General features: G+C 42.8%; 18 protein-coding genes and 1 rRNA gene. 3 read left to right on the top strand and 16 right to left on the bottom strand.

The features are described 5' to 3' along the window. Positions 1–102: ribosomal RNA gene (locus FWJ32_RS11810) — 16S ribosomal RNA — on the bottom strand; the annotation flags it as partial. Positions 103–301: 199 nt separating this feature from the next. Beyond that, on the bottom strand, positions 302–1,843 hold the full coding sequence (locus FWJ32_RS11805) for a PucR family transcriptional regulator (protein ID WP_149546166.1): 1,542 nt from the start codon (positions 1,841–1,843) through the stop codon (positions 302–304). A gap of 421 nt (positions 1,844–2,264) precedes the next feature. On the opposite strand from FWJ32_RS11805, the gene FWJ32_RS11800 reads away from it, so the two are divergent. Continuing rightward, complete coding sequence (locus FWJ32_RS11800; protein ID WP_149546165.1) at positions 2,265–3,644, top strand: aminomethyltransferase family protein; 1,380 nt, start codon at positions 2,265–2,267, stop codon at positions 3,642–3,644. 261 nt (positions 3,645–3,905) lie between these two features. Here FWJ32_RS11800 and FWJ32_RS13940 read toward each other — a convergent pair whose 3' ends face one another. The 13 genes from FWJ32_RS13940 to FWJ32_RS11735 form a co-directional block, all read right to left on the bottom strand. Continuing rightward, a complete protein-coding gene (locus FWJ32_RS13940; protein WP_149546164.1) occupies positions 3,906–4,040 on the bottom strand; it encodes a helix-hairpin-helix domain-containing protein in 135 nt (44 codons plus the stop codon). Positions 4,041–4,069: 29 nt separating this feature from the next. Beyond that, a complete protein-coding gene (locus FWJ32_RS11790; protein WP_149546163.1) occupies positions 4,070–4,987 on the bottom strand; it encodes a Tex-like N-terminal domain-containing protein in 918 nt (305 codons plus the stop codon). A gap of 61 nt (positions 4,988–5,048) precedes the next feature. Further along, complete coding sequence (gene rlmH, locus FWJ32_RS11785) at positions 5,049–5,528, bottom strand: 23S rRNA (pseudouridine(1915)-N(3))-methyltransferase RlmH (RefSeq protein WP_149546168.1); 480 nt, start codon at positions 5,526–5,528, stop codon at positions 5,049–5,051. Positions 5,529–5,533: 5 nt separating this feature from the next. After that, a complete protein-coding gene (locus FWJ32_RS11780) occupies positions 5,534–6,742 on the bottom strand; it encodes a S1C family serine protease (protein WP_149546162.1) in 1,209 nt (402 codons plus the stop codon). Between the two features lie 14 nt (positions 6,743–6,756). After that, the gene (locus FWJ32_RS11775; protein WP_149546161.1) at positions 6,757–7,554 is read right to left on the bottom strand and encodes an MBL fold metallo-hydrolase; all 798 of its coding nucleotides are present in this window, start codon (positions 7,552–7,554) and stop codon (positions 6,757–6,759) included. Between the two features lie 294 nt (positions 7,555–7,848). Further along, entirely contained in the window at positions 7,849–9,102 is a 1,254-nt protein-coding gene (locus tag FWJ32_RS11770) for a UDP-N-acetylglucosamine 1-carboxyvinyltransferase (RefSeq protein ID WP_149546160.1), read from the bottom strand. Positions 9,103–9,470: 368 nt separating this feature from the next. Then, positions 9,471–10,280, bottom strand: a complete 810-nt coding sequence (yycI, locus tag FWJ32_RS11765) for a two-component system regulatory protein YycI (RefSeq protein WP_162523620.1) — start codon at positions 10,278–10,280, stop codon at positions 9,471–9,473. Between the two features lie 9 nt (positions 10,281–10,289). Beyond that, the gene (gene yycH, locus FWJ32_RS11760) at positions 10,290–11,549 is read right to left on the bottom strand and encodes a two-component system activity regulator YycH (protein ID WP_203227760.1); all 1,260 of its coding nucleotides are present in this window, start codon (positions 11,547–11,549) and stop codon (positions 10,290–10,292) included. A 32-nt stretch (positions 11,550–11,581) separates the two neighbouring features. Then, complete coding sequence (locus FWJ32_RS11755) at positions 11,582–11,986, bottom strand: hypothetical protein (protein ID WP_149546157.1); 405 nt, start codon at positions 11,984–11,986, stop codon at positions 11,582–11,584. An 85-nt stretch (positions 11,987–12,071) separates the two neighbouring features. After that, positions 12,072–13,838: a HAMP domain-containing sensor histidine kinase gene (locus FWJ32_RS11750; protein WP_162523619.1), complete on the bottom strand. Its 1,767-nt coding sequence runs from the start codon at positions 13,836–13,838 to the stop codon at positions 12,072–12,074. Then, positions 13,813–14,499 (bottom strand): response regulator YycF, encoded by a 687-nt coding sequence (gene yycF, locus FWJ32_RS11745; RefSeq protein WP_149546155.1) that lies wholly within the window; start codon positions 14,497–14,499, stop codon positions 13,813–13,815. The genes FWJ32_RS11750 and yycF overlap by 26 nt, the downstream gene beginning before the upstream one ends. A gap of 46 nt (positions 14,500–14,545) precedes the next feature. Further along, positions 14,546–14,944, bottom strand: a complete 399-nt coding sequence (locus tag FWJ32_RS11740; protein ID WP_149546154.1) for a hypothetical protein — start codon at positions 14,942–14,944, stop codon at positions 14,546–14,548. Positions 14,945–15,057: 113 nt separating this feature from the next. Then, positions 15,058–16,389 carry a M23 family metallopeptidase gene (locus tag FWJ32_RS11735; protein WP_149546153.1) on the bottom strand — a complete coding sequence of 444 codons (1,332 nt, stop codon included), beginning with the start codon at positions 16,387–16,389 and terminating at the stop codon, positions 15,058–15,060. A gap of 231 nt (positions 16,390–16,620) precedes the next feature. Here FWJ32_RS11735 and FWJ32_RS11730 point away from each other — a divergent pair, with 231 nt between their 5' ends. Further along, positions 16,621–17,547 (top strand): DnaD domain-containing protein, encoded by a 927-nt coding sequence (locus FWJ32_RS11730; protein WP_162523618.1) that lies wholly within the window; start codon positions 16,621–16,623, stop codon positions 17,545–17,547. Continuing rightward, on the top strand, positions 17,540–18,511 hold the full coding sequence (locus FWJ32_RS11725; protein WP_149546151.1) for an ATP-binding protein: 972 nt from the start codon (positions 17,540–17,542) through the stop codon (positions 18,509–18,511). The genes FWJ32_RS11730 and FWJ32_RS11725 overlap by 8 nt, the downstream gene beginning before the upstream one ends. Here FWJ32_RS11725 and FWJ32_RS11720 read toward each other — a convergent pair. Then, a complete protein-coding gene (locus tag FWJ32_RS11720) occupies positions 18,458–19,930 on the bottom strand; it encodes a M1 family metallopeptidase (protein ID WP_149546150.1) in 1,473 nt (490 codons plus the stop codon). The genes FWJ32_RS11725 and FWJ32_RS11720 overlap by 54 nt on opposite strands. Between the last annotated feature and the right edge of the window lie 2 nt (positions 19,931–19,932).

Genomic DNA, 19,932 nt, shown 5'->3' with positions numbered 1-19,932 from the left:
ACTCACCCGTCCGCCACTGAGTAGTTTCCTACTCCGTTCGACTTGCATGTGTTAGGCACGCCGCCAGCGTTAGTCCTGAGCCAGGATCAAACTCTTTAAAATATTTGCTCCTTACTTCTATCTTGGCGTTCCGCTCTATTTATTTGCCATCGTGCGACTTTTATATATTAGCACGTCTTATGCCTCATGTCAAGCCCCTTTTTCCTTATTTGTTATCCGTCTGTGATATTGTCAGGGTGAAATCTTTCTGTATCACTGGTGGATTTCACCTGACAAAGTCACTGACGCTTGACAGCCCCTTCTAGAAAAGGTATTCCGCTATTAAACAGGAGAAGAGGAGATGAAAGAGCTCCTCTTCGCGGCGGAGATCCATCTCCATGATCTCAGTTATTCGATTGAGTCTATAGATTAGGGTGTTTCTATGGATGAAAAGTTTCCTGGCGGTTTGTGAGATATTTAGGCCATTCTGAAGGTAGGTAAACAAACACCGGACGTATTCGGTGTTGTTTATTTTGTCGTATTCCTTCAACTTTAGTACTTGAGGATGGCACAGGCTCTTCAGGCTGGTCGAGTTGTCCAGGGAGTTCATGATATGGTCTATGTAATAATCCCGGAAGTAATATCTCAGCTTGTGGGGATCTTTTTTGACCCCTTCCATTATGGCTATTTTGCTTTGGATGTAAGGGTATTTTATGCTCATAAAGTTGTAAAACTTCAGGCTGATCCCGCATTTGATGCCAATGCGAGAAAGCAGGTCGTCGAGCTCCTGTAAAAAGGCTGGATCATCGAGAGAGTAGTCCCTTTCCCGGAGGACGGCTATGATTGAATTTTCGTAGGTAAAGATAACGGCTCTTTCTGTCAGCTTTTTAATCCTGTACATGTAAGTCTTAAACAATTTCTCGTCCAGGCTCTCTTCTGGGGATGAGAAATTGAGGATGTAAAAACTGTCTTCGATGCTCCATTTTCTCTTTTTTAAGTGGTACTCAACCACCTTCTTTTCCACTTCGAAACCGTTGATCAACCTCTCGATGAAATAACAGGATTCTTCTGTTATGTCTGTAATCTCCCGGTTTTTGGAGATTGCCAGCTCCATCACGTTTTTCAGGTGATAGACAAGTGATAGCTGACCAAGGGTGAAGGGCTTGTCTATGTCGATGAGGCCAAAGGTCCCAAAGTGTTTTCCGTCAATGCTGAGACCGGCTATCATCTGAGTATACCTGTCCGAGGGGTCGCTTTTATAAAAAAACGGTTCATTCTTGGTGCGGATCAATTCGCTGATCCTTTTCCGCTCTTGAAAGGGCAGGTTTTCCACAGGGGAATACCCATACCGTATTACCTCCTCCCAGATGGTACCCTGGTAGTTCTCCGGCAGCTTCCCCGCCGTCATGATCAGGGCGAGGGATGCATCGAACAGGGCGATGGGGTTTTCCAGAGCGGAGGCACCGATTTCGAATATTTTTTGCAGTGGTTCGTCTTTTATTACGGCCTCGATCATCTGCCGGTTCCAGGCGGCATATTTCTCGAAGATGTCCTGCAGGATGTTGAAGACCTCCGGGAGATCGAGGGCGGCGTCTATATTGATAAGATTGCAGGGTAACTCGTCGAACCGTTTGCCGTCCAGGGGGCCAACGCAGACAATGTTGGCGTCTCTTGCCGGGAACTCGCTCGTCCCGTCTTTCAGATTTCCTGCTTCCGTTACATAAACATAGTCCCTGGACAGAAGCTGGGAAACTCCTTTCATGATTCTCGCCTGTTTTAGATAGAGTTCTATGGATTCATCGAGTTTTGCCCTGGGGTTGAAGGGCTTCAACTCATCCAGGATGATATGCATATTAAGGTTCATTATCTCTTTTCTCCTCCACGTTTCGTATATTCCTCCATTGATTATACCATACCTTGTGCAAAAATGACGAAAAAACGAGCTCAATTTCTGGTCATACCGATGATGAACTGGGACCACGGGTGGTGTTATGATATTGACAGAAGACCGGAGGACAAACTGGATGCGGCCTGACCGGAAGGAAAGGAGGGGGGTGGTCGGATCCGCCCGGGTTTTTTCGGCGGGGAACAAAGTGTAAACGATTGCCGACGCAGATGGGCGGAAGTATAGCGTGAACCGGATGGCCGGGTTGCTATAACCGGGTGGCAGTGCCGGACATAATCAGGTTATCAAGGGATAATCTGCAAACTTTATTAACTCTATAGAAGAAATCGGGAAGTTGTTTTTTAGAGAGCTTATTTTATGTGAAAAAGGAGATGGTACTATGTATTCACCAAACAGCCCGGCGTACGAGGGTGCTACTCTTTTATTTCCCTTGGGACCGGGGGTTCTTCTTCCCTATGAATACACGGGATACAAAGATGAGATTCTGGCTTCAAAAACAAGCGCCTGGATCGGGCTCAGCCTGATGATGTCCCCTGTTTACGATGTAAAAGGTCCGGATGCGGTGAAATTCTTAAACTCCATCTGTGTTAACGATTTCACCAATCTGAGTAACAAGGGAATCCGGCATGCCGTCATTTGCAATGAAAAAGGGCAAATCATGACAGACGGCGTAGTGATCAAAATTGCAGAGAATACCTTCCGCACCTACTGGTTGAATCCTCCCATTGATTATCTCGTTAAAACAAGCGGTATGGACGTAGAAGGCGAAGACATCACCGGAAGAGAATACTTTATCCAGATCGCAGGGGAAAAATCACTGGAAATTCTGGAGAAGGCCTGCGAATGCGATCTACACGATATTAAATTTGCTACCCACCGCATGACAAAAATCGGCAACAAGGATATGCGGGTGCTGAGGCTTGGCATGTCCGGAAATCTGGCATATGAAGTTCATGGCCCTATTGAAGATTTTGACGAGGTCTATCAGAGGATTTGGGAGGCAGGCAAGTCGTTTGGTGCGAAAAAGCTCGGCTTCCATACCTATTGCATGAACCATACTGAAGGTGGATTCCCCAATATTCATGTTCATTATCCGCTGCCCTGGTTTGAATCAGATGAGGGGCGGTATGCGGTCGATGGAGGGCTGTCTGCATACCTGAAAGACCGTCCTGAAGCTATTTATAATATAAACCGCCGGCTACTCGGAAGCGTTGGGAACGACCTTGATGTCCGTTTTGTGACCCCTTACGATGTCGGCTGGGGCTTCCTCATAAAATTCAATCATGAATTTCCTGGCAGGAAGGCCCTGGAAAAAATCGCCCAGAATCCCCCGAGAACCGTGGTTACCCTGGAGTGGAACGCAGCGGATATTGCAGCAGTCTATGCTACTCAGTTCCAGGGCAAAGAAGTAGAACCTTGTGAAAGAATCGATGCAGAGCCGCTTGATATGTTCTATCAAGAAAATGTGATCGGATGGCCTGAATATGGGTACATTTATCGGGCGGACAAGGTCGTGGCAGACGGTAAGCAGGTCGGAATCAGCACAGGCCGTATATGCAGCTATTATTACAACAGGATGATTTCTCTGGGATTTATTGACCCTAAATATGCGCAGGTAGGAAAAGAACTTACATTGATCTGGGGTACCCCGGGTACTCCGCAGAAGGAAATTCGCGTCAAAGTTGCCCGCTTCCCGTATATTGATCTGATACGCAATGAAGATAGGAATGTGGAAACAATTCCGCGTTATAAAAAATAGTAACGGGAGAAACGGGAACAGTATTGGTGGTTCCGCATCCGGTGGTTTGCTAGGACTGACGAAGATGTTAATATCCTTCGGTTAAGCTAATGAGGCCCTGGGACGTAGGCATTGTCCAGGGCTCTATTCATTGACCCATAGACCATCCGCCGCAATCCTTTCTGTAGATTCCCAAATTAATCCGTAAAACTTCTTACACCTAATAGACTTGTCGACAGAATAACAGGCGTTAGCGGGACAAGGACATCCCCTGTCGTATAATTAAGATGTGTAGCGCTCAAATACCTTTTCTCCCAGTCTGCTGACTTTTTTCAATTCCTGCCTGTTCTTAAATTTGCCGTTCATATCTCTATACTTTACAATATTTGTTGCAATAGTTGGGGTTATCCCAGACACATAACGAAGGAGCGACGGCGTGGCCGTATTTAAACATTTGTGTTTTTTGCAAAGACTTTTACAGCTTCTTTCTGTGCGCGTTCAGTGAGTACATTTCTCACCTCCCGTTCTATAGATGGGGCGATTAATCGCTTATAGGCGTCTTCTATAGCATCCTCGAGCAGTCTGGCTGTAGCAGCTCTTTCATCTAATATGACCTGTTTTTTTAGGTATACAATAATCTCTTCATCCGGGCTCAATATACCAACCTTAAGTTTCTTTTCCCTTTCTCCCCTGTTTATGGCCAAAATACGATGGTTTGCAATCTTATCCACCGGTTCCCTGAAATCGTAATACATCTCGTATGCTGACCTCTCATCAGGAGCTACAGCTTTGCTCTCTATTATGCCCTTCTTGAAATAGAGATTTCTAATCCTTTCCCTGTACTCTGCATTGTCTGATATAATTTCAGCTATAATGTCTCTGGCACCGTCCAGCGCATCCTTCACAGAATTAACGCCCAGTTCAGGGTTCACATATGGCCTGGCCAATTCTTCTATCGTCTCACTTATTGTTTCCTGGTTTAATATCATCTCTGCAAGGGGTTTTAAACCCTTTTCTTCTGCTATAGTTGCTCTTGTCCTGCGCTTGGGCTTAAATGGCCTATAGAGGTCTTCTACCCTCTGCAGTATCTCTGCTTCGGATATCTCACGCCTTAATTCCTCTGTCAGCTTACCTTGTTCAGCGATGAGTCTTATTACCTCTTCCTTTCTTGACTCAAGACTCCTAAGGTACATAAGCCTATCAAAAAGCTCTCTCAAGATCTCATCAGACATGCCGCCTGTAGCTTCTTTTCTGTATCGTGCAATAAACGGTATGGTATTGCCTGCATCTATCAGCTTTATAGTCTCTAAGACCTGACTTAGCTTTATATTAAACTCTTTTGATAATTTAACACTAATGTCCAAGTTTAAGCACCTCTATTAACAGCTTACGGGACACCTTTGGGGTATCCCGCTTAAATATATTTCATTTATGATAAACCTCTCCAGAATTTATTTTGTAGGCCCTGTATATTTGTTCTAAGAGCATAATCCTTATAAGCTGGTGAGGATATGTAAAATCTCCAAATGACAAAAGCATATCTGACTTTGAAATGACTGTGTCGGCCAGGCCGTAACTGGAACCTATAATAAAGACAACATCTCTATTCCCGTAAACAGCCATGTCTTTAAGAAAGCCAGCAAATCCTACGGAAGTAAAGGTTTTTCCATTGACAGCAAGAGAGACCACATAGGGGTCTCTTCTTATTTTTGAGAGTATCCTTTCTCCCTCTATTAATAATAGCTTCCTTATCTCCCTGTCAGAGATAGTAGATTTTATATCCTCCTCAGCTATCTCTATGATGTTTACTTTAGTAAACCTCTTGAGCCTCTTTAAATATTCACTCTCAGCCTCGCGCCAATATTTTTCTTTCAGTTTCCCAACACAGATGACATTTATATTCATCACTACTATTGCTCCGTATTAGATGGATAAGAACTCAAGGTAACATCCACTATTTTTTCCTTATTGTCCTGCGTAACACATGTAACCTTCACTGTATCACCCGGTTCAAACCCATAGAGTATGGTTTTAAACCTAAGCATGTTACGTACTTTTTGACCATTTATCTCGGTTATAATATAACCGCTTTTTATTCCAGCCTTCGCTGCGGGTCCATCAGCATCCACATCCTCTATATAAACACCATCCTGAAGCTCAACCTCATCGCTATAATACCCTGCTATCTCTTTATCATAAGCCACAACGCCCATATATGCAGGTACAAATTTACCCGTATTTATTATCTTATTTAATATAGGTTTTGCTATATTAATCGGTATAGCAAAGCCAAGGCCCTCTGCCGTTGTAACCTTGGCAGTATTGATGCCCACTACTTTGCCCTCAGCATTTAATAACGGCCCTCCCGAATTACCAGGATTTATTGAGGCATCGGTCTGAATAAGGTCTTCTAATATCTCCCCATCCTCTGTCTGCAGCGTTCTGTTTAAAGCACTGATTATGCCGGAGGTCACAGTTCTCTGAAACCTTAGCCCCAAGGGATTGCCTATAGCTACCGCTGTCTCTCCTACAACCAGTTCGTCAGAATTGCCCATCTCTGCCACAGGTAGATTTGTAGCGTTTATTTTTATAATAGACATATCAAGTGAAGGGTCACTCCAAAGTGTTCTGCCGGACATGCTCCTCCCATCAGCAAGATATACCGTTATTTCCCTTGATTTCTGATTGGCCACATGGTTATTTGTAAGTATATAACCGTTGGGGTCTACAATAAACCCAGAACCTACGCCTTGCTGTTGCACCGGCCTGAAGAAAAAGTCTGTACCTATCTCTACCGTAGTTATTCCCACCACAGTCGGAGAGGCTTTCTGAGCCACCGCTGTAACCACTGTCGGCTTTTCATCTTTTGGTATTACAATTTGGGGAATTGGCTGATACTGAGGATTTGACGGAGCCTCCGGCATTGGTATAATCTTGCCATAAAGATACGTTGGGGCTATATATGCCATTACCAGACTGGTTATCACAGCAGATATCACAGCAACAACAACATAGGAAAACCAGCCTCCTCCACCGTTTCCACCACGCCTCTTAGGTGATGGAGTAAAATACCTGTATTCATTGCCATCTTCATCTTTAAAATAATGATCCTCATACATAGCAAAAACACCTCTCAATCAAATTCCACAAGCTCACTTATACCATTTCTGAATGTCAATCTTATGTCTTTTTTGTTATACTTCACCCCATTGCGTTCCTTAAGTGCATTTAACACAGTATTTAAAGCCAGCTCAGGTTTATTATTATTCTGGCTCAAATGACCCAGATATATAATGCCAACCTGTTTTGAAGCTATAAGAAATGAAATAAGCCCTGCTGCCACAGTATTAGAAAGGTGCCCCCTCGAACTCAAAATCCTCTTTTTCAGGTATGCAGGATAACTTCCATTTTTAAGCATCTCAACATCGTGGTTGGACTCGATAAGCAAAAGGTCAGAGTCCTTAATGCCATTAACAACGCCAGAACTTATATATCCAAGATCGGTAACTATTGATATTTTTTTACCTTTAGACCTAAAACTATATCCCACAGGATCTGCCGCATCATGGGATATGGGGATAGGACAAACATTTAAATCTCCAAGTGTGAATTCCTCCTTAGTGATAGGTTTTATGAGTGTCTCAGGGATATCTTTAAATCTATCCCTTATAGAGTTTAATGTGCCTTCTGTCCCTAAAATCGGTATACTATATCTCTTTGCAAGGACCTTTATCCCCCTGATATGATCATCATGCTCATGGGTAACCAGGATGGCGTCAAGTTTTGATGGATCACATCCTATGTATTTTATGCTGTCTATAATCCTTGTGGCTGAAAAACCTGCGTCGACCAGTATACTCGTTGAGCCAGAACTTATGTATGTAGAATTACCACTACTGCCGCTGGACAGCGAACAGAACTTTAACGTCATCTGCATTCCCCTCTCCTGCAGATATTATATCACAGCATGCAAAAATGAGGAATAGCAGCCATATAACCTTTAAAAACAAGTATAATCTTTTGCTTTGCTGACAGCAAATAGTCTAAAGCCTGCACACTTCAAGAGACAAAACAAGTCGTCAATCTCCCAATGTTTTTATAGCATGGGACATCGACGACTTTACAGGGCATTAAAAATTATTTCATCTTCTGTTCAATTATAGAATGTGTCTCTATAATACTTGGCTTAATCTGCACCTATTGTTCAATAAAAAATAGGTCTATTTTATTCCTTCACCCTCTTTATCTTTGCTCCAAGATTTTTCAGCTTTTCTTCAAGAAATTCGTAACCCCTGTCAATATGCTCAATATCGATGACCTCAGTTTGGCCGTGGGCCACTAATCCAGCAAGTACCATGGCTGCCCCTGCTCTCAAGTCTGTAGCTGACACTTTTGCCCCAGTAAGGTTTTTTACTCCTTCAATGATAGCGGAACGTCCCTCTACTTTCGCTTTTAATCCCATTTTTTTAAGCTCATCTATATATTTAAAGCGGTTATCCCATACATTTTCTGTAATCATACTGGTCCCATCAACTACCGAGAGCAGTACAGCCATAGGTTGTTGAAGGTCTGTGGGAAAACCTGGATATGGCTGAGTCCTTATGTCTGTGCTTTTTAGGGGTCTTTTACCTATCACCCTTATGCTATCCTCTGACGGTATTATTAGAGTACCCGTCTCCTCCAGTTTAGCTATGATTGAGTCAAGGTGCGTAGGGATAACATTGGTAATGGTAATGTCTCCACCTGTCGCTGCAGCAGCTATCATGAATGTACCAGCTTCAATCTGGTCAGGTATTATCGTATGGTAACATCCCGAAAGTTTTTTTACTCCTCTAATCCTGATGTTATCAGTTCCTGCGCCTTTTATATCAGCACCCATGGCGTTAAGAAAGTTGGCAACATCCACGACATGAGGCTCTTTAGCCGCATTTTCAATCATCGTAACACCTTCAGCCATAGAAGCTGCTAACATAATATTTATAGTTGCTCCTACTGAAACCACATCCAGAAATATATTGGTACCTACAAGCCTCTCTGCCTCTGCCATTATTACTCCATGTTCTATATTGATCTTTGCTCCAAGGGCTTCAAAGCCTTTTATGTGCTGGTCTATTGGTCTTACACCTATGCTGCATCCACCAGGCATGCCAACAACTGCTTTCTTAAACCTGCCCAGCATAGCACCTACTAAATAATAGGAAGCCCTCATCTGTTGCACCAGTTCTATGGGGGGCTCTACCGGCCTGGCCGTCCTCCCGTCTATACGCATCTCATTTTCTTCAAACTCCACATGAATCCCCATGCTCTTCAATATATTTGCCCAGTTCTGTACGTCTTTTATCCTGGGAAGGTTATTAATAACGCATATGCCATCAGCCATTATAGCCGCTGGTATAACTGCCACTGCTGCATTTTTAGCACCGCTTATTCTGACTTCGCCTATAAGGGGCACTCCACCATCTATCACGAATTTCTCCAACTTATATTTCCTCCCCCGCATATACTGAATCCATATACTACTTTAATCCAAAATCCTCATATTTTCAAGGTAAATTTCTTCTATCACAAAACTAAACAGATGTAAGATAGTATACCCAGAGTGCTCCTTAAAAGGCTATTATGCTCCCAAATTTACGACAAATATAGGTGACCTATACAAGCACGATACTAAAATAGTGGATGCACAGTAAAGATACGGGCGTAGCTACAGGAAAATACAAAACGGTATCAGGTGCTGTAATCTTATTGACATACAAACACTAAACCCCTGTCGTCAGATAAAATTTATATCAAAAAACCAGCCATAATAATATATAATATGGCTGGTAAGATCAAACGTGATTATTTTCATCTTTCTGGTTTTCCTGTATAAGCATTAAAATAATAGACATCCCCATCAGTAGATATACGCCATACCGGGACGGCCTCACCGGATGCTGCCTCGTCCCACCTGAAATAGTACCCAAGCTTTACATCCTTTACTGTTGTTGGGGCCTGTACACCGCTCATAAAACTGAGGAGCGCCTTATATGCAGGTACTACTCTCTTCCTCTGCTGCAGATATCCAACCGGTTTTAACCAGTGCTTTACTATTTCAATGTTGTGGGGTCCTATCTTAGCCTGCATATAGCTTATATCAAGAAAATATCCATCAACCTGATGGGTAATCTTTACAATATATGTATCACCCTGTTTCTCCACACTATCTATATACATACCAGGCTCGGCCAGGCCTTTACTGGTTAAAAAGTTTAGAAGCCCTTCCTCAATACTGACGTTAAAGATCAAGGGGACCATACTCTTATAATAAAGATCTCCATTCGGTGCTACAGTAAGCACCTCTGTAAGAGTCTTATATACATGTTCATCCCCTGATATTTCTTCCGAATAACCACCAGACAGTATCCTATTTATCAAGTTTTTAGAATTATAATCGTAAAGCTCCACCCTTAAGAGAGCCATGGCCGGCGTCTTCTGAGGTACCTCCGTCTCAATCTGAACTCCTGCACTTTTCAATATATTCAATGCATCCTCTGCCTCTTGCTTTTCCTTTAATGGCTCAATCACACCATAGTTCATGAATACACTGACAAGCAGCATGACATCAATTACAATAAATGTGACTATAAGGATATTTTTTGCTCTCAGCCAGTCCATAGCCATACCTCACATATTATCATTTTCCATGTCGACATATACTGTATGTTCACCGTCGGATGCCCTCCATGCTGCTCTTACCTTCCCCATATCCACAACATAGCACATATCAAGTGACTCCCAGTATTCTATGCCCTTTGCTAATGAAGCGTCCATGGCATCCAGTGCACCCACAAATATCCTTGTAGAAGAACCAAGAGGCATAAAATCCAGTCCGGCAGTTTTAAACGAAACAACCTCTTTACCTTTTACCTCAACGATAAAGGGGTATCCATACTGTCTGCTATATACAGGCAGCCCATTATACCTCAAGTTATAATTTATGGTATAACCATCTTTTCCCTCAACAATACCCCCCAGACTTACATTGTTCATATTTGTGATATATCTTGAAAGGAATTCAGTGGCTATCTTTATTGATGTAACATCATCTAAACGGGCAGAAGACGTCGCGCTGTACGTATACTCCAGCCGCCCGTCAGTATATATCTTAAGCCCCCTTTCCCCATCGGTAAACACTGTATCGCCAGAAACCTCATTAATCCTCCTCACCATGCTTCCACTGTCAAAAAACTTAGAAACAAGTGTATTCATCTCAATGTTGTCAGGTTTCCTCACACCAATCACGGGTATGTCTATTTTGCTTATATCCAAAGGCATAAGAACATCATAATGCATCTTGTCAGTAAACCCAAGGTCGCCAGCAGTAGAATACAGGGGAGCATTGTCCTCCTTTACAGAAATGATGGTCTCTATTCCATTGTTTTTATAGCCCATGTTCATCCTGATGTATTTATCAAAGCCATCATATATGTAAAATGAAGGGCTGTTTCCTGCTAAGATAATGACATCCTTTACGGTATCAACTGGGATATTTATTTCCTTGCCATAGGCATCATTAAAATAGGATAAAGGTATTGGAAACGCAAACATATACATTATAGACCTGTAACTCATGGCATTCATAAATTCAGTCTCTGTAACAGTTGTTGGATTGCCGCTGTCAGAAAAGACAATGTTCTGAAATTCCCTCCATGAGGCATCAAAACTGTTGTTTTCCAGCATGGTGGTATGGGTCGTCCCACCGAAATTTATAATAATTTTTTCAGGCTTTAAAATGTTCAATAAAATAGCCGGGGAGATTTCCTGGACGTTGCCAGTTGGGGATGATACATATGGCCAGGTCATGCCATACCACATAAAAAAGCTCAGTATAATACTCAATACTACTAAAAAAACAAGCAGTGTGGTCCTGGCTCTCTCTGACATCAATATCATCCTCACAATCCCCGGCGCAAAACTTATTTAAAGCTGATGCTGATGGCCTCCTTTAACTCAGGACTCAGTTCAAGTTTTTTGACAGGCTCATTGTTGTCCTTCCTGGTTATAAGACATTTGATGACCTGAACGAGACCGCCCTTTCTGGCTGTAATATCGATAGAATTCTTACCCATCTTGAGGTTAACTGACTGGTAGAACATACCAAAAGGGCCAATGTCGGGTTTATATAAATCTGCGTTGTTAAGCTTTACCTCTACGGAGGTCCCTTCATCCACCTTGCCTGATATGGTATATACAGCCTGGTCAGTAGTCGCAGGCAAAGTGGAATTTAAATGCAGGAGCTGTATTTCCGTTCCATCAGCAAAGGCAGGAGAGGATGCCATAAGCAATAGTACTGCAATCAATAAAGCTGTTATCCTTCTCATACCATTATCCCTCTCTCCTATACAGCTTTTCTTATATTATATATATAATATGTTACAGCCATGTTACAGTTGCTTTACATTATGATTACATAGTTATGGAAGGAAGGTAAATCTTAACCTCCGTACCCACATTTATCTCACTTTCTATTATTATCCTACCCTTATGGGCATCCACAATCTCTTTGGCTATAGAAAGCCCAAGGCCGGTACCACCCATCTCCCTTGACCTAGCCTTATCTACACGGTAAAACCTCTCAAACAGATGGGGAATATCCTCCTCTGGTATGCCAACCCCGTTGTCCTTTACCAATATTACAGCCCACTCTCCATCCTCATACACCCTTACATCAATGCGGCCACCCTCAGGAGTATATTTAATGGCATTGCTAAATACATTTAAAAGTACCTGGTCCATCCTGTCCCTGTCAACCATGGCATGAACCCTATCCCTAAAGTCTATCATAATTTCCTGCTCTTTTTCTTCAGCCAACACCTTTATCTTCTCTACGCTGCCCTTCACAAGCTCAGTTATGTCAGTATCCTCAAAAAACCACTTCTCCCGGTTATCATCTATCCTGGAAAGCTGCAAGAGGTCCCTCACAAGCCTGTCCATCCTGTCTACTTCTTTATTAATCACATCAAGGAACTTAACGGAGACCTCTTTGTCTTCCAATGCCCCATCTAACAAAGTCTCTGCATAGCTCTTGATGGTGGTAATAGGGGTCTTGAGCTCGTGGGATACATTGGCGACAAATTCCTTCCGCATATTATCCAACTTCTGCTGCTCAGTTATATCGTGCATAACCACGACAAACCCCTCAGTCTCTCCTTTTTCATTCTTGAAGGCTGCTGTGTGTATGTTTAAGATAAACCTGCCGGTATTCAACGTAACCTCATGTGCACCTGCGTCCTCAAAGGCATCGGCCACAGCCTGGCCGTTGTACTCATCTACAATATCAAAGAAATTATCCCCCTCAAATATATCTCTCCCCAAGAACTGCCTGGCGGCAATATTGGCCACCAATATTGTACCATCCCGCTTTATGGCCACAACACCGTCGCTCATATACTTTAAAATGGCCTCGTCCCTGCTCTTATCCCTTGCTATCTCATCCAACATATCCACTATACGGTCGCTCATGTAATTGAACATTTCTCCCAGTTTGCCTATCTCATCATTGGACCTTACATTGACCCTCTCGTTAAAATTACCGGCAGCTATACTCTCTGCCTTGTCTGTAACCTCTTTCACAGGGTCAGCTATAGTCTTAGACAGCAAAAAACCAAGGGCTGCCGTAATACCCATGGCAACGGCAGTAGCACCCAAGAGGATAACCCTTACGTCATTTAAGGTGGAATTAATACTTCTTGTTGAGGCCGTAAGATAGACAGCACCCTCCACTATCCCGTCGGAATTTTTTATCGGCCACGCAAGGCTCAAGAGTCCCTCTCCGGTAGCAGCATCCTCGCCATCCTCCTTGGTGGCAGAACCCTTAAAGGCTGCCATCACTGCAGGGGTAAGCAGTCGGGTAACACTATTATCGGTGCCTGTAATTACCCTCCCATCTCGGTCAAGTATGTATATGCTCTTGAGGTCAGAACCCTGATAGATATATATATCCTTGACATCATTTATATCAGCGTTTGAGAGGTTATCCTTAAATGTCCATGATAGATTGGCAGCCTGCGACTGCAACTGCGCAAGCAGTTTATCCTTCTCATAATCGTCGAAAGACCTGAGGATATAATAACCGGCTATCTCCATTGCCACCAGTATGAGGAGTATGTAAATGGTAACAATTTTCCATTGAATACTTAAATACCCCTTACTCTTCACCGAAGTAATAACCAACACCTCTCTTAGTACATATGTACCGAGGACTGCCCGGGTCTTCTTCTATCTTCTCTCTCAGCCTCCTTATGGTGACGTCTACAGTCCTCATATCACCATAGTATTCATAACCCCATACCTTTTCTAAAAGCGTATCTCTTGAAAAGACCTGACCCTTGTTAATAGCCAGAAATTTAAGTAGCTCAAACTCTCTGGAGGTGAGATCAATCTGCTTGCCTTTTTTTCTGACCACATACTTGTCTAAATCTATCACCAAATCCCCATATGTTATTGACTTGCCGTCTGCATCCTCACTCATCTGTACTCTTCTTAAATTGGCCTTAATCCTGGCAGCAAGCTCCCTCATGCTAAACGGCTTTACAATATAATCATCGGCCCCGAGCTCTAAACCCAGCACCTTGTCAACCTCTTCCTCTTTAGCAGTCACCATCAATATGGGGGTGTTTAATTTTTGCCTCAATGTCTTGCATACAGAAAAACCGTCTATCTTCGGCAGCATTATATCCAGTAAAATAAGGTCCGGTTCTTCCGATGTGGCAATCCTGATAGCCTCTTCGCCATCATAGGCTATAAGGACCTTGTAGCCATCCTTTTCGAGGTTATACTTGAGTATGTCAACTATCGGCTTTTCATCATCCACTACCAGTATCTTCGACTCCATATATATCACCCCGCTATATAATTCTACATAAAAAGCTCAATTCCTGCTAAAAGCTGTCAAGATAATTTATTTCCAGCTCTATCGCATCAATCGCCGATGGAAAGCTCTTCCCCTCGCCTAAATATTTTATAACATCCAAAACAGCGGTAAAACCTTTTTCATCAGATATGCCTTTCACTATCTCAAAAGAACGCCTGTATGCCTTTTCCGCATCCAGGTAGTTAAATGAACTGGTAAGTTCTTCCACTTTATACGGATGGTCATCACCATCCAGGCTATCTCCCCACATAAATCCATTTATTCTGTATTCCTCTAACAGGGCCACGCCCTCCGTAAAACACACAGGATAATTTCCCTTTGCAATATCGTCTACAATGAGGTGTGTAAGCTCAAACGTAAAAAATAGCGCTATCACTAAAAGCAAAGCGGAAGAAAGTCTTTTCATGAGAAAAGCCCCCTTATCTACATTTCAATTATATAGACATTCGGGGGCTTTGTCTAATAGAAGTATAATCCAGTTTATGTCATTATCATCGTATACAAGGTCTCAAGGCAAAATCACTTATTCAAATATGTCAGTGGATTTTGAGGGACCCCGTTCTTCCTTACCTCAAAGTGGAGGTGTGGCCCCGTGGTGTTTCCGGTATTGCCAGACAGGGCTATCACATCCCCTTTGGCAACCCTGTCGCCATCCTTTACAAGTATCTTGCTCAGGTGGCCATAGTAGGTGACATATCCGTTACCATGGTCTATCTTGACCAGGAGACCATAGCCGCCAGAGCGTCCAGTAAATATCACCTTACCGCCATCAGAGGCCTTAACCTTTGTCCCAATTGGTACCGCAAGGTCCACACCTGTATGCTCACGGCCCCACCTCTGGCCAAACCTGGATGTAAGGACACCAGCCACCGGATAGGAGAAAACCCCTGACGCCAGCGTCCTGTTCGTGCCAACCCTTACTATTTTCTTTACGGGCTGTGAAATTATCTTCTCTTCCAGGATATTCCTTGCAACTTCCACGCCATTTTCCTTAACTATCTCTGCCTTTACCTGTTTTTTACCTTCTACTCCCTGCTGTTTAACCCTGGTCACTCTTATCGGTAACGAATTGTCCTCCACATTTTCTACATCAAAGGGGATAGGCATCTCATATTCAGCCACCTCTTTGGTAACTACTGTAACAGCAGGCTTGGGTTTGTCCAGGATTATGGTATCACCCGGCTGCATGGCCTTTTCTTTTACATCGGGGTTTAAAGCCATAAGCCTATCAACCGTGGTGTTATTAGCCGATGCAATATCCCAGAGTGTGTCACCCTGTTTTACGATATATGTTGTCATCTGGTCACTTTTAAGAAGCATAGACGCAGCAGCACTCTCAGAGGATATCTCACCCACATTAACATCCGCGTCCTTTATCTCAACTTTTTCCTTAAAATAGGCGTTACCAGCCCCGCCAGAGAGCTGTGACTTAATATCATCTAATAACTTTTCTGCTGCAGACCTGCTCTCTACCACAGCAATTTTCTTCCCATCTACGTATATGACCGCAGCGGCAACCTTGAAGTCTAAACTCTTCAGGAATGCCCTCTTTAGCTCTTCCTGTCCCAGTATCTCATCTGCCTTAGGCCTGGCCCTTTTAAACTCCACCTCGTTGGAGGTTGAAACCTCCAGACCATATTTAGACTTTATGTACTTCTTTGCCTCAGCAATAGCCTTTTCGGCCTGCGTCTCCTGCTTTACATATCCAATCGTTTCTCCATCCACAACGACTGCATATGCAAAGCCGGAAAAATAGCCCAAAAACATCAGAAAGGCAAACAGGGCTAAAATTATCGGTGGCAGTCTTTTATCCTTCAGCATCTTACTCATAACCTTATCCCATGTCCCCATACCACAACTCCTTTCTTCCGTTTTACAACTCACAACTTCTAATTATAATATAATATGGAAGCTGTGGAAAGACCTCTTCAAAAAATTTTTTACTTATTGTTATAATAAAATTACAAACTTTTCTTAAATATCATATCGTAAGATATCTACTCAATATCATTTATAAATATATAAAAATATATTAGTCCAGGAGCGAAACTCTATGGTATAATATTTTAGAGGGGGATGAACATGTTGGAGTTTTGTTTTGATGACAGTGGTATAGGCAGCACACCCATTTCCAATTCCTTTATAACCAGGTATCTGGCAGATTCACCCGGAGATTATATCAAGGTATACATACTTGGCCTTTACCTTTTGTATCAAGGCATTAAGACGGACCCATCAGATATGGCCAAAATGCTTAATATGGATACAGAATCCCTAAAGATGGCTTTAGACTACTGGGCATCCCAGGGATTAATACAATATAAATCCAATGGAGGAAATATCAGCAGCATTATCTATGTTTCCCCGGAATCAATAAATTATACACCAAAAGATGAAAATGTCTATGCAGAATCAGAACTGGAAGCAATGTTCAGCTACATAGAAAACCAGTTAGGGCGCCCTCTCTCTCCCAGGGAGATGGAGACATTTTTAGAATGGCTGGATAAATACCACTTTTCCATGGAGGTCCTGGTGCTCCTTGTGGAATATTGCCTGCAAAAGAAGAAGGTCAATATTAATTACATGGCAAGAGTAGCACAGGGCTGGTTTGACGCAGGTATCAGAAATGGCTTCGACGTGGAAAAACATCTGAAAAATGAAGAAAAACGCTGGAATATATATAAAAAGGTATACCAGACTCTTGGCCTCAATTCAGAAGAAATAGCAGAGGCACATAAAAACATGATAAACAGGTGGTTGGATGAACTTAACGTCAGCGATGATGATATACTTGAAGCCTGTAATATCTGCATAATGAATATAAACAAACCAAACTTTAATTATATAAACAAGGTTCTGACCAACAAAAACCAGAACATTTCCTCAAAGCCCAAGAAGACAACCGGCTATGTTGCGCCAAAACATTACTTTAACAGTTACAATCAGAGGAGCTATGATATAAAAGAGCTGGAAAAACGGCTTTTAGAAAGGAGCAGCTCCGGTGAATAGTCCGCTCAACAAGATTCTTACAGAATACCAAAAAAAAAGAGACACTGCATTTAAAGATTATCTTTTAAGAAGAGAGCAGGTATACAAAAAAATTCCACGCATACGGGAGATCGACGAAGAGATATCGTCCATAGGTATAGAAAAGATAAATGAGGCCTTCCGCTTACCGGAAAAATGCGACCTCATACTGGACGAGCTCAAAAAAAGGCTTGAAAGCCTGAAAAAAGAAAAGTACACCATCATGAAAACCCACGGACTGCCCCAGGACTATCTTACTGTCCAGTATGAGTGCAAAGACTGCCAGGACACAGGTTATGTAAACGGCACAATGTGTCACTGTCTCAAACAGGCACTTATCGAGAACCTCTATGACCTCTCACACCTCAGAAACATCCTGCAATACGAGAACTTTGAAAACTTTGACCTTAGCCTTTATTCTGACCTTCCATTTGGAGACTATCCAAAGTCCCCAAGGAAAAACATGGAAAACATCTATCTTGACTGTATAAGGTTTGTAAACAATTTCAGCAATGTCAAAGAAAGTCTCTTCTTTTACGGCAATTCCGGCTTGGGGAAGACCTTCCTGTCACACTGTATAGCAAAAGACCTGATAGAGAGGGGCTATACCGTAATCTATCAGACAGTACCCAACTTAGTGGAAATGCTTAGAAAAGCCGCCTTCGGAGAGGCAAGTGAAGAGGCCGAGCTCATCAACGGCTGCGACCTGCTCATAATGGATGACCTAGGCACGGAACCCGCTACTGCTTACAGCGAACAGGTCATATTCAACATTATCAACAGCAGGCTTCTTTCTGAAAAAAAAATGCTTATATCGACCAACTTTAATTTAGAGGAAGTCGTAAATACATACCCCGAAAGAATATGTTCAAGAATTTTTGGCAACTTTAGGCTATATGCCTTTTATGGCGAGGACATCAGGCTCAAAAAGGTTAAGGTCATATAATATACCTACCTCCTCCTTAAAATAACTGCTTATGTCCTTTCCTGACGCCCTATTCAGAGACTCTATAAGGTCCTGTGTAGTGGCGTTTTTAAATTTATACTTCCTGTAGTACTCCTTCAGCCCCTTGACAAATACCTTCTCTCCAAGCTGGTCTCTTATATTCTTAAGCCCAATGGCGCCCTTTTCATATACAATAGCTCCATATTCACTTTCATCTTTGAACTTTTCTATGGAGTCTGTTACGCTCCTGTGGCTGTTATCATATTTTTTAACAATAGTATCGTATGCCCTCCAGAACCTCTCTGCCACCTCATTCCCATAATAGTTTTCAAAGTACATGACAGTGGAAAACTCCGTCAGGGCTTCATCAAGCCAGGGCTCATCCACCTCGTCGTTGCCGACCACTCCGTACCACCATTGATGAGCTGTCTCATGGGCAATCACCTCTTCCAATGTGAATATATTCCTCTTATTGTAAAGCATCCTATCTATCACCACAAGCTGTGGATACTCCATCCCACCTATATAGAAGTCCGCTGCCACTACATCATACTCCCTGTAGGGATACCTGCCAAAAGTTTCGCTGAAATATTTTATGGCGTCAACAGCATATCTTAATGACCTCTCGCCTATATCGTCATCTCCAAGATAATAGGAGTTTACCCTTGTGCCCTTATACTCTCCGCTTTTTACCTTGAACTTGTCTGATAGGACTATGGCCATATCCCTGACATCTGATGCCTTTATAATCCACAAGCCGCTGCCTTGACTCTGTTCGTACCTTGCTGTCCCCGTTGAGGCTATGGTGTATCCAGCCGGGGCTACAAACCTAACCGTATAGTCGGACACATCGCTGTAGAATGGGTCTCCTATGGCATAGTAAGGGTCTAAGTTCCATCCATCACTGTCATATACACTCACAATAGGATACCAGTTCGCCAGCCTGACTGTATACCTTCCATAGCCAAACCTGCCATCACTGGGCGGCAGTTTCACCACAAAGTTAATCCTTATGTCAATTTTTCTCCCCGGGTATAACTCATGGGGAAGTGTCACCTTCATCACCGTGTCTTCAACACTGAATCGAACATCCTCATCCCCTACCCTCACACTCAATATATCCATATAGCCCGGTGAAAAGCCATCGGGATAGGCCTGGCCCATTTCCTCCGCAGGAAACGGTGCTGTAGTCTCGTCCCTGAAAGCATTCGGATATACATGGAAGTATATCTCTTTTAACGGCACATCCTCTTTATTTATATAATTTACCGTTTCCCTACCGGTAAGGGCCATTACCTGTCCATCAAGCTGAGCGTCTATTATATAGGTTGTGTCGTTCTCTGCCGCAAGATAGACATACACTCCCACCACCATCAGCAGTAAAACGGCAACCAGTATATAGTTTATGTATTTCTTCAATA

This window comes from Calorimonas adulescens, assembly GCF_008274215.1.
GTDB classification, from domain to species: Bacteria; Bacillota; Thermoanaerobacteria; order Thermoanaerobacterales; family UBA4877; genus Calorimonas; species Calorimonas adulescens.
The sequence above is the reverse complement of the archived record's forward strand: the minus strand, read 5'-3'. Positions and strand labels throughout refer to the sequence as shown.

Bases quoted from the DNA above. Each gene is read 5' to 3' on its own strand.
- FWJ32_RS11805 (WP_149546166.1), bottom strand. From the start codon at position 1,843: ATGAACCTTAATATGCATATCATCCTGGATGAGTTGAAGCCCTTCAAC.
- FWJ32_RS11800 (WP_149546165.1), top strand. From the start codon at position 2,265: ATGTATTCACCAAACAGCCCGGCGTACGAGGGTGCTACTCTTTTATTT.
- rlmH (WP_149546168.1), bottom strand. From the start codon at position 5,528: ATGAATATAAATGTCATCTGTGTTGGGAAACTGAAAGAAAAATATTGG.
- FWJ32_RS11780 (WP_149546162.1), bottom strand. From the start codon at position 6,742: ATGTATGAGGATCATTATTTTAAAGATGAAGATGGCAATGAATACAGG.
- FWJ32_RS11775 (WP_149546161.1), bottom strand. From the start codon at position 7,554: ATGACGTTAAAGTTCTGTTCGCTGTCCAGCGGCAGTAGTGGTAATTCT.
- yycI (WP_162523620.1), bottom strand. From the start codon at position 10,280: ATGGACTGGCTGAGAGCAAAAAATATCCTTATAGTCACATTTATTGTA.
- yycH (WP_203227760.1), bottom strand. From the start codon at position 11,549: ATGTCAGAGAGAGCCAGGACCACACTGCTTGTTTTTTTAGTAGTATTG.
- FWJ32_RS11755 (WP_149546157.1), bottom strand. From the start codon at position 11,986: ATGAGAAGGATAACAGCTTTATTGATTGCAGTACTATTGCTTATGGCA.
- yycF (WP_149546155.1), bottom strand. From the start codon at position 14,499: ATGGAGTCGAAGATACTGGTAGTGGATGATGAAAAGCCGATAGTTGAC.
- FWJ32_RS11740 (WP_149546154.1), bottom strand. From the start codon at position 14,944: ATGAAAAGACTTTCTTCCGCTTTGCTTTTAGTGATAGCGCTATTTTTT.
- FWJ32_RS11735 (WP_149546153.1), bottom strand. From the start codon at position 16,389: ATGGGGACATGGGATAAGGTTATGAGTAAGATGCTGAAGGATAAAAGA.
- FWJ32_RS11730 (WP_162523618.1), top strand. From the start codon at position 16,621: ATGTTGGAGTTTTGTTTTGATGACAGTGGTATAGGCAGCACACCCATT.